Raw genomic sequence first — 14,830 nt, forward strand, 5'->3', positions numbered from 1 at the left:
TTTGATCTTGAATCGAATACTCACTGCCATTATTTTGTTGCTCTTCCTTGTGACCGGTTACATTACTTATCTGGTGCATGAGAGGCAAATTGAGCTGCAAAAATTAACGCGTTATACCGATTCGTGGTCAGTTTCCCAGATAGTCTCCGAGTATATGCGCCTCGAGGCGCGGCTAAGCGCGATGGGGCTGGAGGTGAAGGGAAGCGATCACGACGAGGTACGCCTGCGCCTGGAAATTATGATGAGCCAGATCGCGCTGCTGCAGCAGGGTGATTTGGGAAAGTTTATCGGCAAAGATCCTCACCGTAAGGCGATAGTAGACCGCCTGATCGATATTTTGGACCGGCTGGATAAGCAGTTGGATACCATGTCGACAGCGCAGCTGAAGCTGATGCTGCAGGAGATGAGCACCCTCGACGGGCCGTTGACCTCACTTGCGTCAACTTCGCTCGCCCAGGATTTTAATCTTGTTAATCTGACCCACGATAAAATACAGAACCTGTATTACATCTATTCGGCTATTTCTATTCTGCTGATTATCCTGTGTATCACTCTTGGGCTGTTGATGCTGAAGCAGAATAACACCCTGCGTCGCGCCCACGTGCGGATGAAATTACTGGCAACCGATCTGCAGGCTTCAAAAGAGAAGCTTCAGGTGCAGAACCGTCGGCTGCAGTACGATGCCTATCATGATTCGCTGACGGGTATGCCCAACCGGCTCTCTTTCTGGCAACGTCTGCAGGAGGTCGTCAATCAGGTTCGGCCCTATAACGGCTCGGCGGTCGTCATGCTGTTTGATCTGGATAATTTTAAGGACGTCAACGATACCCAGGGGCACGATGCCGGGGATAAGCTACTGCAGGATTTGGCCAGCCGTCTCTCCTTTTTTCGCAAATCGTCAGAAACGCTCTACCGGTTGGGAGGGGACGAGTTTGCCCTGGTTTCGCACGATCTCAACGAGGAAATGGCGCTGGAGCGGGCGGAGGCGATCCGGGAAAAGATCAGTCAGCCATATCAGATTTACGATACGCTGATCCAGATTGGCGCCTGTATCGGGATTGTGATCTCTGACGGGGAAAGTCGCACCGACTATTTATATAAATGCGCCGACCTGGCGCTGTATGAAGCGAAAAAAGAGGGGTCCGGTAAAGTCCAGGTATACCGCCCTGGGTTGCTTCAGCGCCAGCAGGAAAATAAATCCTTCGAAGATGATCTCATCCAGGCGCTGAACAAAGGTGAGTTCAGGGTTTACTACCAGCCGATAGCCGACACCATGAACGGTGAAATCTACGGCTACGAAGCGCTGGTGCGCTGGTTCCATCCGCTGCGCGGCAGCGTTCCGCCGACCGAATTTATCCCGGTCGCGGAGAAGATTGGGCTGATTAATCAATTGGGCGAATGGGTGTTGAGAACCGCCTGCGAAGCGGCCGCCAGCTGGTCGTCGCCGCTAAAAGTGTCGGTTAACGTATCGCCCATTCAGCTGATTAATAGCTCGCTGACCGATACCGTGGTGGCCATATTAAGAAGCACCGGGCTTGACCCGCATCGTCTGGATCTGGAGATCACCGAATCTGACGTCTTTAACGAAAATACCCGCTCTTTAGAGATCCTCAGCCAACTGCGCGAGCTCGGGGTACAGATCTCCATTGATGATTTTGGTACCGGCTATTCTTCGTTATCACGCTTAAGCTACTTCCCCTTTGATAAGATAAAAATCGACCGCTCTTTTGTCATTAATATTCCTGACCAGAAAGATGACCTCGATATCGTCAGGCTGATTATCAGCATGGGTAAAAGCCTGCATATGCGTATCGTGGCCGAAGGGGTCGAAACAGAAGCGCAGCTGCAGTCGTTACGAAAATTAGGCTGTGACCTGGTACAGGGTTATTTGATCGGTAAGCCGGGGCCGCTTAATTCACCCGAGAACAGGTAATTCATCTCTCAATACGGGCGATATTAATTTACCGGATATCGCCCGTATTTATTTTTAAATTGCTGTAATCCCTAATAGGTATAAATAGGGGTAGAGATTCGTGTCGTTAAAAAATAATACCCTTAGCGAACGAAAGGGGTATATCATATGCAACATATTTTCCTGGTTCCGACCGTATATGCGGTGCGTTAAGAGAGGCAAAATCATGCAGCGAATCATTATTCCTACCCACTATGTGCATACCCGGAGCACGCCGCTGTGGACCAAACAGACGGCGCCGGCCTCAATCTGGAAGCGGCACCTGGATGCCGGTACCCGCCAGGGCGTCTATCCGCGTCTGTCGGTAATGCGGGGGGCGATCCGCTATTTTGGATATGCTGATGAGACCAGTGCGGATCCGCTGGAAACCCTGACCATTGCCGAAGGCGAATTTGGCGTCTTTCCCCCTGAGAAATGGCACCGCATCGAGGCGTTAACGGAGGATACCGTTTTTAATGTCGATTTTTACGTTGACCCCAAAATTCTGATCGAAGGATAGACATTATGATGAACAGTGAAAATAAAGGTTATGCGTTAGCGGTTATCAACGGCAACAATAAAGAGAAAAAAGAAAAAGTCTATCTTAAGCCGATGGCTCTTTATGTACCTGATATCGCCGCCCAGGCCGTGTCTGAACTTATTTCTACGCTGTCGACGGATAACGCCGGAGAAAAAGGATTTATATTAACGGTGACCAATAATAATAACGGCGTGTCGGTCGATAGCGAATTTGCTACCCTGGCCGGGCTGCAGGATCCGCAGATGGCTGCCGACGCGGTAAAAGACCTGATTAATATTGTCCGCGGCTACGAGTCCGACGAAGAGACTAACGTCTGCGGCTGGTAGCCGTATGCCGAAGGAAAACCGTTAGCTGACGCTGGGCGCCTCGCGTTGACCCGCGCGCCGTTGGCGTCAGCGGTAGTCAGCGGTTTTAGCGGCGAGTGATGTGTTTGACATTGTATTTATTAGTATTTTGGTAAATATCGGATAAATCGACAATGGTATTGTTATGCGCATAGCTAATCGACTGCACCCGTAGCAAAAGGCTGTTTTGCGGAACCTGCAAAAGCTCCGCCTGTTCGCGGGTGGCGAGAACCGGGGTATAGCTGCGGTGGCTCTCCAGAATGGTGATATTGCACTCTTTCTTGAAATAGTTAAATTTCGATCTTTCCAAATTTCCGATGCTTAACCAGGGAAAAATCGCCACCGGTATATAGCTGTTCTCAATCAGAATAGGCGTGTCGTCAATCATCCGGATGCGTCTGACGTAATAGACCTTTTCACCCGGCTCAATTTTTAACTGTTGTGCTATCGCCAGAGGCGCATCGATCATCGTGAACTCAATGACCTTGTTACGATAGTTGGTGACGCCGCCGATGTGCATCTGGTAGTTGAACCCGTCAAGTTCCCCACCGTGATAATTGCTCTTACGCGCCACGTATGAACCGCTGCCGTGACGCTTGACGATCAGTTTCTCACTCTCCAGCAGCGCGAGCGCCTTACGGATGGTCATCACTGAGACCTGCAGCTCCCCGGCCAGCGCTTTTTCACTCGGGAGCGCATCTCCGACCGCAAACTCATCGCTATTGACGCGACTTTTTAGCCTGTCGGCAATTAATTTGTATATCACTTATAGATGTCTCCGGGCGGTGCTTTTTAGTGAATTTTGTTTATATATTATTGATTTTAAAAGTTTATTTATTTTTATTGGCTTTCTCATTATAGCTGTCATCTATTTATTTGATTTTATTTATATATCTATTACCTCAAGAGATATATGACTTTCATCACAGATGACGATTTAACTCCTCTGATTTATTTCCGTCGACGCATAGGCTGAATCGCATGTTTCGAGTGCTGATGGTCGATAAGCAGTACGGGGGGAGAATGATCGGGGTAAAAAAATTACAGGATTTTTCGAAGGCCATGATTGGGCCTGTGTTGTATTTGCCGGTGATTGGACTGTTGATTGCGTTGCTCAGTATGACAACCAATAAAATTTGGCTAGCGGAAGACAGCTCGCTTTATCTGCTGGGGAAATACGTTTCCAGCATGCTGTGGGCAGTCATGAACAACCTTGGCTTCTTTTTTTGCCTCGGGCTGGCGGGGGGGCTGGCTAAAACCCGCAAAGCGGAAGCGGCTTTTGTTGCCGCAATGACCTGGTTTATGTACCTGGCGGCGAATAATAGTTGGCTAACTTTGACCCAGCGCCTCGCCGCCGGCGCCAGTAATGCGCAGCTTTACGGCAGCGGACAAACCTATATTTTTGGTTTCCAGGTCATTGATATGGGTGTCTTTCTTGGCATCATTCTTGGCTGTGCGGTCGCTTTTGTTCATAACCGGTTTGTCGAGATTGAGTTCCGCGGCGCATTCTCTATTTATGGCAACAGCAAGCTGGTCCTGATTATCATGATCCCGCTGGTCGGCGTATTTGCCATCGCCACGGTGTATCTCTGGCCGATCGTGGAACACGGCATTTCGGCGCTGACCGGGGTGATGAAAACCTTCGGGGCCGCGGGCGTTTTTCTATATGGTTTTCTCAATCGTTTTCTTATTCCGACCGGATTACACCACCTGATTTGGTCGCCGTTTGTGTTTACCTCCATTGGCGGACAGCTGTTGATTGATGGCCAGACGGTGGTGGGGGCAAAACCCATTTTCCTCGCGGAAATCGCCAATAACACCGGGGAGGCGTTAAGCGACTCGGCGCGATTTCTCACCTACGGTATGGTGAAAATATTCGGTACCGCCGGAATGGCGCTGGCCTTTTATAAAACCGCCCGGCCCGAAAATAAGCAAAAGTTGAAAATCACGCTTATTCCTTTGATTGTGACCTCGTTCCTGGTGGGCATAACCGAACCTTTTGAGTTTTTATTTATCTTTACCGCACCGCTGCTGTGGCTGGTTTATTCGCTGTTGGACGGTTTTTTCCAGATGCTGGCGTGGCTGCTTGATGTACGGGTCTGCGCCACCAACGGCATTATCGACTTTATTGTTTACAACATTCCGGCGGGAGCGCATCTCACGCGCTGGCCTGTGTTTGTCGCGCTGGGGCTAATGGAAACAGCGGCGATGTACTATGTCGGTAAGTTTATGATTATCCATTTCAAAATGCGCACGCCCGGCCAGGAACAAGAGGCTGCCGTGGTTAATCAATCGGCAAGCGCAGGTTCGCCTGACGCGGCCTCAGGGGAGCAGGTCATCCTCGGTCTTGGCGGCAAAGAAAATGTCTGTTCTGTCGATAATTGTTTTACGCGACTTCGGGTTGACGTGCGGGACCCTGCATTGATTCAGGAACATATTCTGAAGACCAGCGGCGGTACCAGCGTCATTATTAAAGGTCATCACGTTCAGGTTATTTATGGTTTAGGGGTTAATAAAATCCGTAACGCCGTGAATCGCTATTTAGATGTGCATGAATAATGAGGTGGAAGATGAAAAATAAATTTGTTGTGACTATTGCAGGCGGCGGCAGTACCTATACGCCGGGAATTGTGATGATGCTGCTGGAAAATATGGACAGGTTTCCACTGAGCGAAATTCGTCTCTATGATAATCATCGCGATCGGCAAAGCGTTATCGGTGAAGCCTGTGCGATTCTGGTAGCTGAACGCTATCCGCAAGTCGCATTTAGCTTCACCACCGATCCGCAGGAAGCCTTTACCGGCGTCGATTTTGTGATGGCCCATATTCGCGTAGGCCTTTATGAGATGCGCGAAAAAGACGAGAAAATCCCGCTTAAGCATGGCGTGATTGGCCAGGAAACCTGCGGACCGGGCGGTATCGCTTATGGTATGCGCTCTATCGCCGGCGTCCTTGAACTGGTTGACTATATGGAAACGTACTCACCCGGTGCGTGGATGCTTAACTATTCTAATCCGGCGGCTATCGTTGCCGAGGCCACGCGTCGACTACGCCCAACGGCCAAAATTATCAATATTTGCGATATGCCGGTGGCCATCGAAGGGTTATTTGCCGATATTCTCGGACTTAAATCGCGTAAAGAGATGAACGTGCGTTATTTCGGCCTGAACCATTTCGGCTGGTGGACCAGCATTACCGACAAGGCCGGTAACGATCTCATGCCGGCCTTAAAAAATCACGTTGCCGAACTGGGCTATTGCAGTCCGAAAGAGGATTTTCAGCATAAAGCGCCGAGCTGGATTGAGACTTTCAAAAAGGTGAAGGACGTCTTTGCGCTGGATACCGACACGTTGCCCAACACCTATCTGAAATACTATTTTTATGCCGATTATGAGGTGGCCCATTCGGACCCTGACTTTACTCGCGCCAACGAGGTTATGGCGGGGAGAGAGAAGGAGGTGTTTGATATGGCCAGAGAAATCGTCGCCCAGCAGAGCGGCAAAGCGGCACATTTCCATGCCGGGGCGCATGCGACCTTTATCGTCGACCTCGCCTGCGCCATCGCCTTTAACACCCAGGAGAGAATGCTGCTGATTGTGGAAAACAACGGCGCTATCGCGAATTTTGACGATACCGCGATGGTCGAAGTGCCTTGCCTGGTGGGCGTTAATGGCCCCGAGCCGCTGGCGATGGGTAAGATCCCGCTGTTTCAAAAGGGGATGATGGAGCAGCAGGTGGCGGTTGAAAAACTGGTGGTTGATGCCTGGGTTGAAGGAAGCTATCAGAAGCTTTGGCAGGCGATGACCCTGTCCAAAACCGTACCGAGCGCTTCGGTGGCAAAAGCGATCCTTGATGAACTGATTGTGGCCAACCGCGGCTACTGGCCGGAACTGCGCTAAAGCGCCGTCAGCGCCCGATGTCTCCCGTCGGGCGCTGTCTATACCGCGACGCCGGACTGCGGCTCCGTTTCGCCTGAGAGCTCCGCTATCATCTCCGCCACGTTTTCCCTGCCTACCGGCGCAGCGATGGCGTCCCCCTGAAAAGAGTCGACGCCAAGCGCTTTTAGTTTGTTAAATTTATCCCGGCTGTCCACGCCTTCCGCCAGACAGCGGCAGTCGGTCAACTGGCAGTAGTGGATGAGGCTTTTAATCAGGGCGATCGCGTGCGGATCGCGCTGCATATCATTGACGATGCTCATATCCAGCTTATAGGCGTTGAATCTCACCGTACGTACCGGAAACATCACGCTGCTTTGCGAGAAGCAGCCATCGAGCATGATACGAAAGCCGCGCTTTTGCAGGCGGGCGATATTGTCGGCTATTTTGCCGTGGCGGTTGAGGTCGCTGTTTTCAGCGAACTCGAGCACCAGCCTCTGCGACAGCTGAGGCTGACGCAGCTGCTGGCGCGCGGTCTCCATCATGCGAAGCAGGTTATCATTACTGGCGACGGCGGCGGGAATATTCACGGCGAAATAGCATTCGCCAGAATGCCGGTTGATATTCTGTACCGCTTCCTGAAGCACAAAAGCGGTGAGCGCCAGCCAGGCATATTCCGCGCCTATTTGCGGTAAAAACTCATCGGCAAGCAGCACGCTGCCGTTTCGGTTCCAGCGGGAGAGGATCTCTATCCCCTTTATTTGCCGGCGTTCATCGGCAATGGCCTGGAAAACCGGGAAGATATGTCGGGTGTGGATCGCATGGACGAGTTCGCGCTCGAATGCGGAAAGGGCGGCGATGGGCCCGCTTTTCTGTTCTCGTATCTGGCTGCCGGGAAAGCCGGGGGCCATTTCTGGATGGTGTTCCACCATTTTTTTCAATCCTGTGGTTCTTTGATTGTAGAGCGTTTTGTGGCTGATGCCGCGGCGTTTCGCCTGAGCGCTGGCGCTGTAGCCGCAGAGTAAACCGAGGATGGCGTCCAGCTCCGGCCGGGTGAGCCCGGCGGGGCGCTTGCCGAAAGCTCGCATCTCTTCCTCTGCCAGCTGTTCAAGGGAAGGATACCCGTCGAGTATGGCGTCGCGCAGTAGCGCCGCCAGGCTGGGGACCGGCAGATCGGATGCGGCGGCCCGCACGGCTGAAAGCAGGCGACGGTCGGCGACCTGATGCAGTAGGGTGGGCCACAGCCAGCTCGCCGGGCTGCGGCTGAGAAACAGCATGGGAAGCGGCGTGGCGGACCGATCCAGCAGCGCGGCGGCCCGCTTCAGGGTGGCGAGAAGCCGGGCGGGAGCTTCAGGGAGAAAAACCACTACGCGGCGAACGCCAGCCGGTAGGGCCGACGACTCTGACGGTAGCACGACGGGCCGGGTTCCCCCTTCCTCTATTATCCGCATCAGCCCCTCGGCGGCCAGCGAACAGGGCGACAGGATGCAGTCGACCTGTCGCTTGCCGCCAGGGGGAAGGGGGTTATTCGTAAACAAAGGTTACTCCGATAATTGACTGCACGTTACCGGCGGTCACCTGGCCGCTGGTGCGCGCGTAGTTAGCGGTTAATCCGAGGCTGACAGCCGAGGTTCCGACGTTGCCTAACGACACCGTGGTGTTGGCGGGAACGACGCTGCCGTTACGGGTCAGCTGAATGCCCACCCCCCGGGCAGGGGAGGCCGAGGCGGTATTGGTAAATATCGAATTGGCGGCGTTCTCGGTGGTGCCGGAGAGGTAGTAGCCCAGATTCTGGTTTTGCGCGCAGTAAACCGTCAGCGGTATGGCGGCGGACGCGGGATATTCCGGCAGCGTCACCGTCACATCGCGAGCGGAAACGTCACAGCCGCCGGTTGGCACCACGACGCTGTTGTTGGCGTAAATGTTCCATATGAACTGGAAGTCGTCGTTATCCTTGTTGTTGGTCTGGCGCAGGATCAGGACCGCGATTAACGAACCGGCGGAAATCGCGACGCCGCCCGCGCTGCTCATGGGGGTCAAATAGAGGACGGTGGGCCAGGGTCTATCAACAATGGAATTGTAGGTCATGCGCGCCGTTTCGCTGGTGGTCGGGAACGGGTAGCTGACGCCGTTATACCTGACGGTGCCGGAAAAACTCGACAGTAAGCCGCCGTAGGCTGAACCGCGCTGTAGCGTCACATAGTCGATCATAGTTTCCGGGTAATCGTTATGGCAAAAAATCTGCGTCGAGAGATCCACCACCAGGTTCTGCCCGACGCTGACCGCCGGCGCGAGGTTCACGTAAACGTTCGCCGAGCCGCCGCCGATGGGGATTGTCACCCCGGCGGCGGTTTTACAGGCGAACGACCAGGCGTTGAGCGACCAGCCCGCCAGCAGCAGTGTTAACAACAGGGTGACTATTTTTTTCATTCCTCTTTTCTCCTGGCTCAGGCGTAGGTATAGGTGACGTTAATCACCGCCTGGATCGTTCCTTGCGTCGCGCCGCCGTTGACTGTTAGCGCCCTGACCTGGAGCGGGAAGCTGGCTGACTGGCTTGCGTCATCCACCTGCACCTCCTTTCTCGCACCGGTATTCAGCCTGGTACCCTCGGCATCCTGGAGCTCGAGCTGGATATTCCCGGCGGTACCCTGGTTTTTGTAATAGCCGGTGGCATCCGCCGTGCCGCTGAAGCTGGCGGTAACCCGCGACGTGCCGACCGGGCAGTTGCTCAGGTTGAGCGCCACGCTGTGCCAGGGCGACGAAGAGCCGGCGGACACCAGGCTAAAGGTATAGAGATCGCCGAGATCGACGGTGGCGTTAACGGTGGAAACCGTACAGGGTTTGGCCACCACTTTGCCGTTAACGGTAATGGTGACGTCGGCGGCCTGTAGCGTCGAGGAGGACGCCGCCAGCATCGCGGCCAGCAGCCATCCGAAATAGGTCGGGTTCATCAGCGCCTCCGGTTACTGAAATTCAAGCGTGAAGGTTGCGGTTGCATTAACGTGTCCGGCGGTCACCGGCACCTGGGTGGCCATCAGTCGGGCGTAAAAGTTCAGCGTGTTGGTCTGGCTGGGGGTCAGCGTGGTCCAGGCGATCGCTGACGACGCGGCGTTGAGCGGCAGCGCCGTTTGCCGCGCGTCAAGGATCTGCACGCCCATGCCTGCCGCCGCTGAAGCCCCGCCGTCGAGCTTTAACAGTTCGGTATTGCTGCTATCTGCAACGCCAACAAAGCCGACCTTGACGGCGGTGACCGAGCTGCCGCAGGGCGATAGCACAATGCGAAACGGCACCAGCGGCGTGGTCGCCCCAACCGCATGGAGTTGCCTGGCGGCGTTATTCATCAGGTCGACGGTAAAATCTTTCGATTCACCGGCCACGGCGCAGGCGTTATCGCGGACGTAGCCGCTGATGGTGATGGTGCTGTCCGCCGCGCTGGCGTTGTTGACCGCCAGTGACACGAGGGCGCTCAGCAGGTAGCGTTTTTTTCTCATCATGGTTTCCTTAGCGGCACTCGGCGGACAGCGAGATCAGCATCTGGCTCTGTTTTTCCGGCGGCAGGCTGTAGTTCGCCTCGCAGCTGGCATTCGGGCCTTCACCCCATTTCGCCTGTACTTTGCCGACCAGCGGCATCCCGCTCAGATAAACCTGGCCGTTATCGGCGACGATGCTGCTGCCCTGGCTACCGACAGAGGTGACCAGCGCGCCGAAGGGAACCGGCTTACCGTTATAGATGAGCGACATCAGCAGCTTGAGCCCTACGTGGGCCTTAAACTCCGCGCGAACTATCGCGCCGTGGGTCGGCACTACGCTGGCCACCGCGTCGTCCAGATCGACGTTATCGGCCAGGCTGTTGGTGTTCAGCGCCACCCGGTTTTCCCGGTATTCGGTGGCGTAGGGCAGAACGGCGTAGCCGCGCCAGTCGGTCTGGACCCCGGTCTGGTTTTCTACTTTTACATTGTCTGCGCCGGGGGCTTTGATCAGCACCACCGTGTCGTTCATCGGCTGGCTCAGGGTGATGCCGTCGGCGTGGGCCAGTACGCCGCCGCTCAGGCCGTAGTACAGCTGTTTGATGCCGTCGCTGCGGCTGTAGCCGACGTTGGCGTTGCCGTAGCCGCCGCGGTAGTTCAGCGCCGCGTAGCCGGTACCGCCGCTGTTGCCCTCACCGCCGCCGGCGTAGCCGGTCTGCATGCTGTAGCTCAGGTTGTTGTCCTCCAGCAGCGTGCCGTACAGCCCCGCCAGGCTGGTGGTCCTGCCGTTCAGATCGTTGGACATGCTGTAGCTGGCGCTGGCGTGTCGCCAGGCCGACTTGCTGTCGGAGCGCATCCAGTGGCTGAACGGAATATTGACGTTGACGGCCAGCATCTGGTCACGACCCTGCTGCCAGGCGTTTTTGGTCAGGCTGTAGCTCAGGGTCCAGTTGATATCGTCCACGGCGGCATTAAGCCCGGCCTGGAGCTGCCGGTCGGACTTGCTGGTCTCCCAATAGGTCTGGTGGCTGCCGCTCAGGTAAAGCGTGGCGGTGCGTCCCAGCTGCTGGGTGACGCTGAGCTGCACTTTGCCGCGCTTGTTGTACGCGAGGTTGTAGTAATCGGTGAACTTCGGCTTTACCTCAATCACCCCGTCCTGGGTCTCGACGTTGTAGCCGCTCATCCGGCTGTAGGTGGTGTCGGCGAAGCTGAAATAGCCGCGCGTCGAGTAGCGGTAGCCCACCAGCTGGATGTTGGTGCCGGTATCCGTCAGCGACTTGTTATAGAGGAAACGTACCGACTGGCCCTGACGATCGCTGTCATCGGGCAGGGTGGCGTTGGCCTGGGTGATATCCAGCGACAGCGCCCCCAGCTCCCCCATATTTTTGCCGACGCCGAGGTTAAAGGCGCGGTAGCGGTCCGCCAGCTGGGTGCCGCCGTACAGCGTCCAGCCCGCCGGGAGACCGCGCAGCAGAGTCCCCTGGAAGAACTTCGGTTTTTCCTGCTGATTGCTGCCGCTGCGGTACTCTCCGGCGGTGACGGCATAGCGGGTATGGCCCTCGCGCTGGAGCACCGGAACGGACGAGTAAGGGACGGTGAAGACCTGGCTGCTGCCGTCGGCCTCTTTGATGGTCACCTGCAGATCGCCGCCATTGCCGGCGGAGTAGAGATCGTTGATGGTGAACGGGCCGGGCGGTACCGTGCTCTGGTAAATCTCATAGCCGTTCTGTTTCACCGATACCTGAGCGGTGCCGCGGGCAATGCCGTGAATGACCGGGGCAAACCCTTTCTGGCTGTCCGGCAGCATATTGTCATCGGAGGCAAGCTGCGCGCCGCGGAAGTTGATGCCGTCGAAGACGTCGCCGTTGGTGTAGCTGTCGCCGAGGGTCAGGCGCGAGCGCAGCAGCGTAATATCACGTTCAAGCCAGGTATTGATGTGCTGCCACTTGTTTTCATTGGTCGACGAGCTGCCGCCGCTGCTGTAGCTCCAGGTGGTGTTGTCGCGCAGGCGCCAGGCGCCGAGGTTGAGCCCGCTCTGCAGGTTCAGGTACGCGTAATTGCTGCTGCCGCCAACGTCGTTGTGCACGTTGTTGCCGGTGAAGTTGTAGTTCAGCAGGCCGGCGTTAATCCCGTGGTCCCACAGTTCGGGGGGAATATAGCCGCGGGCGCGGTTGCCCATAAACGCCTGGGGTACGGTCAGATACAGCCGCTGCAAACCGACATCGAAGCGGGTAGTGGCGTCCTTGATGGTTTCGGTTAACGGTACGCAGGCATCGGATGCCAGAGCGCCGATCCCTTCAATGGATAACGTGTTGACACCCATCCCGGCCAGCTGCCCGCGCGTCAGGCAGGGGGCCAGACCGTGGCCTTTTTCACCGGCATTAAACGTGACATCGCGGGTGGTCATATATCCGTCATTCAGATAGATATCGGCGCGGTAGGTGCCCGGCGGCAGCTCCTGGCCCTTTTCAAAGCCGGACAGATCCGCCACTGCGGCGGGATCGTCCGCCAGAAAGCGTGGGTTGAAATAGAGCTCCGCCTGGGCGTAAAAAGCCGGCGAGGCGAGTAAAAGAGCTAAGGGGATCTGCGCGAATGCGCGCGCAGATCCTGGAGTCATACGCCGGGAGCTCACGTGGTCGAGTCCATATTTCAGATGTGACATAGTCCCTCCGGTCCAAAGTCGCCCGGCCATCGTTATTTTTTTAGTTCAGGGGGGAGAGCGCGGCTCCCCGATTCATTACTGCATGACGCCTTTCATTCGCGGGGTGAGTGCGCCGTAGTCGTTAATCGTCCGGTATGTAATCTCGCGACCTGCATCGGACGGTAAACTGACGCTGGTTTCGCCCATCGGCGGGACCAGCGCATTTTTCAGCACCCGGGTGCCGGCGTTGAGTTCGGTGACCGTCAGGTAATAAGGGGTTGGGTTAATCAGCGTGAGCGCATTTCCGCTGCGGCGAAACTTCAGCTTTTCCGCGGCCTGATCCGGCGGCAGCGCCAGTTTAGCCGGGCGGTAATAGAGCTTAATGCGGCTGATAATCGCCAGTTGGAGAGTGTTATCGCTGAGCTTTGATTTATCCATCGACGGGATCGCCTTGACGTTCATCCAGAACAGCGTTTCCCGATCCTGCGGCAGCTGGTTATTGGTGGCATCGAGGATGCGCAGGGTATTCTCTTTCTTCCCCTGCATAGCGAACAGCGGCGGGGTGATAACAAAGCTTCCGTCCTTCGCGCCGTCGGCATTCTCTACCCATGACTGGATCAGATAGGTGTTGTCATCGTTATTCGTTACCGCCAGCTGCGCCTGTTTCTGCCCCGCCGGATAAATTACGCGGGTGGCGCCCAGCGCCACGCCGGCCTGCGACTGAGTCGAAAAACCGGCGGTGGCGATCAGTAAAAGTCCCGCCAGTAAACCGCGCATCCCGCGCGTGGTAGCCAGTCTATTTTTCATCTTTATCTCTTTCTTTCTCACGGTGATTTCCTGTTACCGGCGCTGATTACTGGTAGGTCAGGGAGAACCAGGCCTGCGCATTCGCGGCTCCTCCGGTGACCTGACTCCCGGTGGAACGATATTTAGCGACAAAATGCAGCGTGGTTGGCCCGGTGTGCAGCTGCGCCCATGCCCCTGCTGGCGCGTTGAGTGGGATCTGGCTGCCGGTTTTATCAAACAGGGCAACGCCAATGCCGGTAGCGATCCCCGGTCCCTCGCCAACCGAGAGGACATCCGGGTTTTTACCATCGGCGACGCCGTGAAAGGCCACGCCAACGCGCTGGCTCACGGCGGTACTGCACTCCTGCAGATGAATATCGAAAGGGACGGGATTGGTGTCTTCCCCGGCCGAATGAAACCGATTGCTGCTGATTTGCCCCATCTTGACCGTCATTTGCTGGTCTCCCGCTTCAACGCGGCAGGACTCAGCAATCACTATCCCCTGGAAGCGCATGTTCCCGCCGGGCAACATCACCTCCCAGTTACCGGCCAGCGCCAGCGGTGGTAGCAAAAATATCAACAGACCCGACTTCATCTTTTGCATCGTTATCACCCTCAGTCTTATTCGGATAACGGGCCATCCTGGCCCGATGCGCCTCCTTGCCTGATGAAGAAATTACTCGTACTGCACTTTAAAGGTCGCGTCCGCGTTGGCCGTACCGGCCGTCGCGACACCGGTCGCAAAGTAGCGAGCCTGGAACGGAATAACGTTGGTACCATTGCTGAGGGTGGTTTGCGCGCCGAAAGTCGCGCCATCCAGCGCCAGCGGGGTACCGGTACGGTCAAGGATCTGTACGCCGACGTTAGTCGCGCCGCCCGCGGCAGAACCCTGCAGGGCCAGAACGGTTGGGTTAGTGCTGTTAATCGCCGTGCCAGCAAATGCAATCGCGGCCTTCTCGGAAACGGTGATATCGCAATCATTCAGCTGGATGTTGAAGCCCACGGGAGCACTGGTGTTGCCTGCGGCGGCGAGTTTCGCTGAACGAACCTGGCCTAACTGAACGGTCTGGTCGAGAGAACCGGCATCCACTGCGCAGGCCGCATTCACCACTTCACCTTTAAAATGTACCGTGCCGCCGTTCACCGTAACGGGATCGGCTGCCAGGGCTGCAGTAGCGCTCAGGGACAGTGCTGAAAAAACGATAACGGCTAATTTGTTCATGGT

General features: G+C 55.9%; 14 protein-coding genes. 5 read left to right on the forward strand and 9 right to left on the reverse strand.

Annotation, left to right across the window (positions count from 1 at the left end):
* Positions 1-7: 7 nt before the first annotated feature.
* The 3 genes from EGY08_RS25815 to EGY08_RS25825 all read left to right on the forward strand — a co-directional run bounded on the left by EGY08_RS25815 (position 8) and on the right by EGY08_RS25825 (position 2,818).
* Positions 8-1,933, forward strand: a complete 1,926-nt coding sequence (locus EGY08_RS25815; protein WP_004122317.1) for a putative bifunctional diguanylate cyclase/phosphodiesterase — start codon at positions 8-10, stop codon at positions 1,931-1,933.
* 205 nt (positions 1,934-2,138) lie between these two features.
* On the forward strand, positions 2,139-2,471 hold the full coding sequence (locus EGY08_RS25820; protein ID WP_004122313.1) for a DUF1971 domain-containing protein: 333 nt from the start codon (positions 2,139-2,141) through the stop codon (positions 2,469-2,471).
* Positions 2,472-2,479: 8 nt separating this feature from the next.
* Positions 2,480-2,818 (forward strand): DUF1869 domain-containing protein, encoded by a 339-nt coding sequence (locus EGY08_RS25825; RefSeq protein WP_117076140.1) that lies wholly within the window; start codon positions 2,480-2,482, stop codon positions 2,816-2,818.
* An 85-nt stretch (positions 2,819-2,903) separates the two neighbouring features.
* Here the strand turns inward: EGY08_RS25825 and EGY08_RS25830 are convergent, their stop codons facing one another.
* Entirely contained in the window at positions 2,904-3,602 is a 699-nt protein-coding gene (locus EGY08_RS25830; RefSeq protein ID WP_123829131.1) for a GntR family transcriptional regulator, read from the reverse strand.
* Between the two features lie 257 nt (positions 3,603-3,859).
* On the opposite strand from EGY08_RS25830, the gene EGY08_RS25835 reads away from it, so the two are divergent.
* Together EGY08_RS25835 and EGY08_RS25840 are read left to right on the forward strand one after the other, a co-directional pair.
* A complete protein-coding gene (locus EGY08_RS25835; protein ID WP_123829132.1) occupies positions 3,860-5,395 on the forward strand; it encodes a PTS transporter subunit EIIC in 1,536 nt (511 codons plus the stop codon).
* Positions 5,396-5,406: 11 nt separating this feature from the next.
* Positions 5,407-6,735, forward strand: coding sequence for a 6-phospho-alpha-glucosidase (locus EGY08_RS25840; RefSeq protein WP_004122302.1), 1,329 nt, complete (start codon positions 5,407-5,409; stop codon positions 6,733-6,735).
* Positions 6,736-6,773: 38 nt separating this feature from the next.
* Here EGY08_RS25840 and EGY08_RS25845 read toward each other — a convergent pair whose 3' ends face one another.
* From EGY08_RS25845 to fimA, 8 genes are all read right to left on the reverse strand, one after another.
* Complete coding sequence (locus EGY08_RS25845) at positions 6,774-8,249, reverse strand: EAL domain-containing protein (RefSeq protein WP_228712761.1); 1,476 nt, start codon at positions 8,247-8,249, stop codon at positions 6,774-6,776.
* The gene (locus EGY08_RS25850; protein WP_004122295.1) at positions 8,236-9,141 is read right to left on the reverse strand and encodes a fimbrial protein; all 906 of its coding nucleotides are present in this window, start codon (positions 9,139-9,141) and stop codon (positions 8,236-8,238) included. Before EGY08_RS25850 ends, EGY08_RS25845 begins: the two co-directional genes overlap by 14 nt.
* A gap of 17 nt (positions 9,142-9,158) precedes the next feature.
* Entirely contained in the window at positions 9,159-9,662 is a 504-nt protein-coding gene (locus tag EGY08_RS25855; protein WP_123829133.1) for a fimbrial protein, read from the reverse strand.
* 12 nt (positions 9,663-9,674) lie between these two features.
* A complete protein-coding gene (locus tag EGY08_RS25860; protein WP_004122289.1) occupies positions 9,675-10,202 on the reverse strand; it encodes a fimbrial protein in 528 nt (175 codons plus the stop codon).
* A gap of 10 nt (positions 10,203-10,212) precedes the next feature.
* Positions 10,213-12,840, reverse strand: a complete 2,628-nt coding sequence (locus EGY08_RS25865) for a fimbrial biogenesis usher protein (protein ID WP_123829134.1) — start codon at positions 12,838-12,840, stop codon at positions 10,213-10,215.
* Between the two features lie 75 nt (positions 12,841-12,915).
* The gene (locus EGY08_RS25870; protein ID WP_004122277.1) at positions 12,916-13,626 is read right to left on the reverse strand and encodes a fimbria/pilus periplasmic chaperone; all 711 of its coding nucleotides are present in this window, start codon (positions 13,624-13,626) and stop codon (positions 12,916-12,918) included.
* 46 nt (positions 13,627-13,672) lie between these two features.
* Positions 13,673-14,209, reverse strand: coding sequence for a fimbrial protein (locus EGY08_RS25875; protein ID WP_004122275.1), 537 nt, complete (start codon positions 14,207-14,209; stop codon positions 13,673-13,675).
* Between the two features lie 72 nt (positions 14,210-14,281).
* Complete coding sequence (gene fimA, locus EGY08_RS25880) at positions 14,282-14,827, reverse strand: type 1 fimbrial major subunit FimA (protein ID WP_004122273.1); 546 nt, start codon at positions 14,825-14,827, stop codon at positions 14,282-14,284.
* Positions 14,828-14,830: the final 3 nt, after the last annotated feature.

The sequence above is a fragment of the Klebsiella sp. FDAARGOS_511 genome, from assembly GCF_003812845.1.
GTDB classification, from domain to species: Bacteria; Pseudomonadota; Gammaproteobacteria; order Enterobacterales; family Enterobacteriaceae; genus Klebsiella; species Klebsiella grimontii.